Genomic DNA, 7,310 nt, shown 5'->3' with positions numbered 1-7,310 from the left:
TGTTCCTTAACTTTTGTTGTTTTTCGACTCGCCAATTTTGGGCAGAGTCTCCACCCACGCTGCACACAGAGGGGATGAGATGTCCGGCCAAAACGAAATCCATGTGGTGGGGGCGCGGCAGCACAACCTCAAAAACCTCGAGCTGCGGATCCCGCGCAATCGCCTGGTGGTGTTTACCGGCGTCTCCGGGTCTGGAAAATCTTCTCTGGCCTTCGACACCATCTTTGCCGAGGGGCAGCGGCGCTACGTGGAGTCCCTTAGCGCCTATGCGCGGCAATTTCTGGGGCAACTGGACAAACCGGATGTAGACCGCATCGAGGGCTTGAGCCCAGCCATTGCCATCGACCAAAAGTCCACCAGCCACAACCCCCGCTCCACGGTTGGCACCGTGACCGAAATCTACGACTACCTGCGGCTGCTGTATGGGCGGACCGGGATCCCCCACTGCCCCCATTGTGACCGGGTGATTGCCCCCCAGACGGTGGATCAAATGGTGGACCAGATCCTGGCCCTGCCGGAGCGGACGCGCTTTCAGTTGCTTGCGCCCGTGGTGAGGGGAAAAAAGGGCACCCACGCAGCGCTCTTGCAAAGCCTGCGCCAGCAGGGGTTTGTGCGGGTGCGCATCGACGGCCAGGTGCGGGATCTCAGCGAGGAAATTGAGTTGGCCAAAAACAAGGCCCACACCATTGAGGTGGTGGTGGATCGGCTGGTTAAAGGCCCCAACATGGCAGAGCGGCTGGCGGATTCCCTGACCACCTGTCTGCGCCAGTCGGGGGGACTGGCGGTGGTGGAGCTCTTGCCCCGTGAAGACGAACGGGAACACCTGCTGCAAAAAGTAGCCGAGGTGGCGGGGCAGTACCTCAACGGCAAGCCAACGGAGCTGATCTTTTCGGAACAATTTGCCTGCCCCGAACACGGCTCCGTGCTGGGCGAGCTGTCGCCGCGGCTATTTTCCTTTAACTCCCCCATCGGCGCCTGTCCCGTCTGTCACGGCCTGGGCTTTGAACCCATCTTCGACCCCGACCGGATCGTGCCGGATCCCAAGCTCCCCCTCTATGCGGCCATTGCTCCCTGGGCGGAGCGGGAGAACCCCTACTATCTGGCCCTACTGGCGGGGGCTGCTAAGGCCTTTGGCTTTGAGCTCAGCAGCCGCTGGTGCGACCTCACCCCCGAGCAGCAGCAGCTCCTCCTCTACGGCAGCGACCAGGAGATCTACGTTGAGGCGGAATCCCCCTACCGGGGCCGCGGCTACTACCGTCGCTACGAAGGGGTGATCCCGCAGTTGCAGCGGCACTACCAAGAAACCACCGCCGAAACCTACCGGCAAAAGCTGGAGACCTACCTCACCTACCGCTCCTGTTCCGCCTGTGGCGGATCCCGGCTGCGGCCAGAGGCCCTGGCCGTGCGCGTCGGTGGCTACCGCATCACGGATCTCACCGAGATCTCCATCCGCGACTGCCTGCAGCGCCTGGAGCAGCTCCAGCTTACCCCCCGCCAAGCACAGATTGCCGAGCTGGTGCTGCGGGAGATCAAAACCCGCCTGCAGTTTTTAATTGACGTGGGCCTTGACTACCTCACCCTAGCCCGACCGGCCATGACCCTTTCGGGGGGCGAGGCGCAGCGGATCCGACTGGCCAGCCAGATTGGCTCCGGCCTGACGGGGGTGCTCTACGTGCTGGACGAACCCTCCATTGGCCTGCACCAGCGGGATAACCAACGCCTCTTGCAAACCCTATTCCGCCTACGGGATCTGGGCAACACCTTAATTGTGGTGGAACACGATGAAGAGACCATTCGCGCCGCCGACCACATCGTGGACATTGGCCCTGGCGCTGGCATCCACGGCGGAGAAGTGGTGGCCCAAGGATCTCTAGCCGACATCCTAGCCTGCGAGCGCTCCCTCACCGGCGCCTATCTGGCGGGGCGGCGGCGGATCCCAACCCCAGCTCAGCGGCGACCTGGCAAAGCCATCTCCCTCAAGCTCACCGATGCCCACAAAAACAACCTCAAGCACATCGATGTGGAGATCCCCCTGGGCAAGCTGGTCTGCGTCACCGGCGTCTCCGGCTCCGGCAAGTCCACCCTGGTCAACGAGTTGCTCTACCCTGCCCTGCAACACTCCCTCGGCCAGAAGGTGCCTAAGCCAACGGAAATGGGGGAGCTACACGGCATTGAACACATCGACAAGGTCATTGTCATCGACCAATCCCCCATTGGCCGCACCCCCCGCTCCAACCCCGCCACCTACACGGGCCTCTTTGATCCCATCCGCCAAGCCTTTGCCCAGACTCTAGAGGCCAAGGCCAGGGGCTATCAATCCGGCCACTTTTCCTTCAACGTCAAGGGGGGGCGCTGTGAAGCCTGCAAAGGGCAGGGGGTGAACGTGATTGAAATGAACTTCCTGCCGGATGTGTACGTCACCTGCGAGGTGTGTGGGGGCAGCCGCTACAGCCGCGAGACCCTCCAGGTCAGGTACAAGGGCAAAAACATCGCCGAAGTCCTAGACATGACGGTGGGGGAGGCGCTGGAGTTTTTTGCCGCCCTACCCCCTGCCGCTAAGATTCTACAGACCTTGGCCGATGTGGGCCTTGATTACATCAAGCTGGGCCAGCCCGCTCCGACGCTTTCCGGCGGGGAAGCGCAGCGGGTGAAGCTGGCGGCAGAACTGGCCCGCCGCTCCACCGGCAAAACCCTCTACCTGCTCGATGAACCCTCCACCGGCCTGTCCTTCTACGACGTTCACAAGCTCTTGAATGTTCTGCAGCGGTTGGTGGATGCGGGCAACACCGTGCTGGTGATCGAGCACAACCTGGACATCCTCCGCTGTGCCGACTGGATTATTGACCTGGGGCCGGAAGGGGGCGACCAGGGCGGCCAGATTGTTGCCGTCGGCACCCCTGAAGAAGTGGCCGAGCATCCCGGATCCCATACGGGGCGCTACCTAAAGCAGGTTTTGCAACGACATCCCCCCGGCCACTGAGTAACTCAGGGTTACTCTGAGCCTTTTGCCCGTGTGGCATGATGATCCAGAAGGAAAAGGTTCGCATCCTCCCCAAGGGTAGAGCCAAAGAACTCCGTCCCGCTAAAGTGCTCCGCAGTGCTGACGCGAACGGTAGACCATATATGCCTGGAGTAGCCGGAGTCCTTATGGTAGGGCAGACCCTGGGTGGCCGCTATCAGATCTTGGAAGAACTGGGATCCAGCGGGCAAACCTACCTGGCCCAAGATGGCCATCGCCCTGAACAGAGCTGGGTGGTGATCAGGCGTTGGCAACCTCGCTCTCCCAAGGGGGAAGAGCCCTCTGCCGCCCGGCAGCGATTTGAACAGGCAATGGCGCTGTGGGAACGCCTGGGATCCCATGAGTGTATCTCACGCCTGCTGACTTATTTTGAGCAAGAGGGAGATTTTTACTGGGTAGAAGAGTGGATCGAGGGGCAGACTCTGGAACAGGCCCTGCGCCAGGCCACTGAGCAAGGTCAGCCTTGGACAGAAGCTGAGGTGCGGGCCTTTTTGCAAGATGTGCTGCAAACCTTGGCCTTGCTACACAGTGAGGGGGTAAACTGCTGCAACCTAGAGCCCTCTCGCCTAATCTGTCGCCGGGCGGATGGCCGCTGGGTGGTGTTGGGCTTGGGCTGCTGCAACTCTGGGCCCGAGGCTGCCGACAGCGATCTGGAGGCACTTGGTCTCATCGCCATACAGGCCCTCTCAGGGATCCCGACCCACAAGCTGTTTCGCGACCCGTTGACGGGAGAGCTGCGCTGGCACGATCTGGCTCCTACCAGCGCTCCTTTTGCCGCTTTTTTGGATTGCCTGGGGGGTTGTGACCCGCGGCAGCGCTTTGCTTCGGCAGCGGCAGCTTTGGCCGCTCTCCAGGCTTTGCCTCTGGCAGAGGGCGTCTCTCCCGGCGCTGAGATCCTGCCCGACCCTGTTGCCGCCGCTCCCTTACAGGAGCCGACTACGCCGCCGCGTTCCTCGGTATCACTGCGGGCGCGTTTCTGGATCCCACCACTTTGGGCGGGGAGTAGTCTGGCGGCTTTGCTGGTGCTACTCGGAGCTGCTGCCTGGCAACTGGCGGCCAACCTCAGCCTGTGGGGAGAGAAGGCAATTGTGCCCAGGGACTCTGTCCCGCCCGCGGGAACGAGGGCAAATTTGGGATCCGCTGGGCTCAAAAGCTTCAGCTCCCCAGAGCAGCCGCCCAATCCCTCCAGGACTGGATCCCTATCCTCTTCCAGCCCTGCCCTCAACCTAGCTGACTGGGCCAAGTCCTTGCAGCTCAAGGCCACACTGGAAGGCCCCGCCGCTATCACCGCTCTGGCCATCAGCCCGGATGGAGATCTCCTGGTTGCCGGGGGAGACGACGGTGTCATCCGCTTTTGGGATCCCCAGGCCGGCCAACTGCTGCAGAGCTGGGCAGGCCACGAAGGCTCGATTGAGACGCTGGCCATCAGCCCCGATGGTACCTTTTTGGTGAGTGGGGGGGCCGACAAGACGGTGCGGGTTTGGGATTTGGTCACCCTGGGGGATGGGGTGCCACGGCTGCAGTTGCAGGGCCACACCGAGCTGATCAACAGCGTCGCCATCAGCCCCGATGGCCGTTGGATTGCCAGCGGCAGCGCCGACCGTACCATTCGCCTTTGGCAAGCTGAGGATGGCCAGTTGGTGCGCACCATCGACAGCGCCGCCCACCCGGTTACCCAGGGGTCAGGCATTACGGCGGTGGCCTTCGCTCCCTCTGGGGTGGCGGAAAAAAGGAGCCCGCCCTGGATCCTGGTGGCCGCCAACGGGGATCCCACTGTTCATCTTTGGGATCCCGGCAGCGGGGCTTTGTTGAAAACCCTGGAGGCTGACTACCCCATCGAGCAGGTGCTCCTCAGCCCCGATGGCCGCCACTTGCTCGCCGCCAGCGCTTCCGGCGTCTGGATCTGGAACGTGGGCACGGGATCCCTCGAGCGCACTCTGGCCCAGCCCTTGTCTGGCTTGGCCACCCTTGCCCTCAGCCCCGATGGCCGCCTGCTGGCCAGCGGCACCGATCACCGCGCCCAGCAGATCAAACTCTGGGATTTGGGCAGCGGCAAAGAGTTGCGCACCCTGGGCGGCCAGACTTGGATGGTGAGTGCTCTGCTGTTTGGCCCCAACGGGCAAACCCTTCTCAGCGGCGGTGCCGATGGCGCCATTCGCATCTGGGGGCCAGAACATCCTGCCTCAGAAGGGGACTCAGCCTTGAGGAATCGAGCCAGGTAAAATACTCCACGGAGAAGGGATCCCAGCAGCATGGGCAGAGTGGTCATTATCGGGGCAGGGCTGGCCGGCTTAACCTGCGCCAAGGTGCTGAGCCAGGCGGGTTGGAGCGATGTCCTAGTCCTGGAAAAAAGCGACGGCCCCGGCGGGCGGGTGCGCACCGACGCGGTGGAGGGCTTCCGTTTGGATCGCGGCTTTCAGGTGCTGTTTACCGCCTATCCCCAAGTGCGGCGGCATCTGGATCTAGGCCAGCTCAATCCCTGCCCCTACCGTCCGGGAGCGATGCTGGCCCAACCCGGTCGCTGCTGGCTGTTGGGGGATCCCCTGCGGGATCCGACCAGCATTGTCCCTTCCCTCTTCAACCCCTTGGCCAGCTTTGGCGACAAGCTCAAGGTGCTGCAGTTGCGGGCGGAGCTGGCGCGGCGCACCCCAGAACAGGTTTTCCAGGAAGGACTGGGGGGATCTGACCGCTCGGTGCGAGAGTTCCTAGAGGAGTACGGATTTTCCCAAAAGATCTGCCAGCACTTCTTCTACCCCTTTTTCCGCGGCATTCTTTTGGATCCGGATCTGGCCAGCAGCGCCCGCCTCTTTGCCTTTTATTTCAAGATGATGGCCGAAGGAGCCATCGTCACCCCGGCGCTGGGCATGGGAGAGATTGTCCGCCAACTGGCCGGCCACCTTGCCCCAGAGCAGATCCGCTACCAAACCTCGGTGGAGCGCATCCTGGTGGAAGAGGGAAAAGTGCGCGGGATCCGCACCGCCAAGGGCGAGGAGATCCCTGCCGAGTGGGTGGTCTGCGCCACCGATGCCCCTCAAGCGCGGGCTTGGCAAGCGGAGCTCTGCCCTCAAGCTGCTGCGCCCATCCCCACCCAGGGACGGGCGGTGACCTGCCTTTATTTCTGCGCCCCCTTTTCCCTGGCCCGCGGTGCCTACTTGTACCTCAACGCCAGTGGCCAAGGCTGGATCAACCACTGGGTGCAGCTCACCCGCCTCAGCCCGGCGCTGGCTCCTGCCGGCCAACACCTCTATTCGGTGACGGTGTTGGGGGATCCCCCTCTGGGCGATGAGGAACTGGCCCAAACCTGCCGGGCCGAGCTGCAAACCTATTTTCCCAAAGCCCCCTTGGAACGATTGCGCCTGCTGCGGGTGTATCGGATCCCTTTTGCCCAGTTTGTCCAGCCGCCCGGCTTTCAGCAGCATCTGGTTCCCACCTGCAGCGGCCTGCCGGGCCTTCTCTGGGCTGGAGAATACACCCACCAGAGCAGCCTCGAGGGATCCCTGCGCAGCGGCGAACAAGCGGCGGCCTGGATTTTACAAAAATCTTCTGTATAGCAAGACACAGACTTTGACTTTCTTAATCCCCTTCTCAGCCCAAAAAGGGGGATGGCGTGGTATGAAGGGGGTGGTTGCCACAGGGATCCCTCTACCATGCAAAGCGCTACTCTTAACCCGTTTTTCCTTCTGCAGCGCTCGTTTGAAGTTGTAGGCCCCGTCTATGGGCCGCTGTTGATCCTGGCCTCTCCCGGCTTTGTCATTCCCATCGTCGCAGAGCTGATCCCACTTTTTGGGGGGATCCTCAATTTGGCCTACAGCCTAATTGTTGCTCCCATCCTGGCTGGCGCAGCCTTTTGGCTGGTGGATCAGCACCTGAAGCGGCAAGCTCCCCTACTGGGCAACAGCCTCGACTGGGCCCTCTCGAAGGCAGTGCCCCTGGTTTTCGGCAGCATTCTGCTGGCGCTAATTGTCATGCTTGGGATGCTGCTGTTTGTGCTCCCTGGTATCTACTGGGGGGTAAGGCTGGTTTTCACTCTCTGTGCGATTGCCCTGGAAGGCAAAGGTGCCACGGAAGGTCTGGGCTACAGTTGGAACCTCGTCAAAGATCGCTGGTGGGGCGTGTTTTGGGCTTTGCTGGCTGTGAGTTTGATCTTCGGCATCCCACTCCTGATTTTGTTTCTTGTTGGGGGGATCCTGGGAGCTGCCTTGGGTGCGGTTGTGGTTGGAAATGCTGCCGTCACAGCAGTTGCGCCCATCCTCGATATCTATACGGTGCTCCTGTTCCGATCCCTGCAGCA

At 62.0% G+C, this 7,310-nt stretch carries 4 protein-coding genes; all 4 read left to right on the top strand.

The genetic code is table 11. The features are described from left to right. The first annotated feature begins 79 nt into the window (after positions 1–79). A complete protein-coding gene (uvrA, locus tag NW853_RS03470) occupies positions 80–2,980 on the top strand; it encodes an excinuclease ABC subunit UvrA (RefSeq protein WP_414347776.1) in 2,901 nt (966 codons plus the stop codon). 167 nt (positions 2,981–3,147) lie between these two features. Next, the gene (locus NW853_RS03465) at positions 3,148–5,241 is read left to right on the top strand and encodes a protein kinase domain-containing protein (RefSeq protein WP_414347775.1); all 2,094 of its coding nucleotides are present in this window, start codon (positions 3,148–3,150) and stop codon (positions 5,239–5,241) included. 30 nt (positions 5,242–5,271) lie between these two features. Further along, entirely contained in the window at positions 5,272–6,570 is a 1,299-nt protein-coding gene (locus tag NW853_RS03460) for an FAD-dependent oxidoreductase (RefSeq protein ID WP_414347772.1), read from the top strand. Between the two features lie 96 nt (positions 6,571–6,666). After that, the coding region (locus NW853_RS03455; RefSeq protein ID WP_414334847.1) for a glycerophosphoryl diester phosphodiesterase membrane domain-containing protein at positions 6,667–7,310 on the top strand (644 nt) is incomplete at its 3' end.

The organism is Synechococcus sp. H55.11, assembly GCF_047462475.1.
GTDB lineage: Bacteria > Cyanobacteriota > Cyanobacteriia > Thermostichales > Thermostichaceae > Thermostichus.
This window is presented reverse-complemented; position numbering and strand designations above follow the sequence as displayed.

What these genes read in the sequence shown, in the direction of transcription:
- NW853_RS03460 (WP_414347772.1), top strand. Translation starts at nt 5,272, where the DNA reads ATGGGCAGAGTGGTCATTATCGGGGCAGGGCTGGCCGGCTTAACCTGC.
- uvrA (WP_414347776.1), top strand. Translation starts at nt 80, where the DNA reads ATGTCCGGCCAAAACGAAATCCATGTGGTGGGGGCGCGGCAGCACAAC.
- NW853_RS03465 (WP_414347775.1), top strand. Translation starts at nt 3,148, where the DNA reads ATGGTAGGGCAGACCCTGGGTGGCCGCTATCAGATCTTGGAAGAACTG.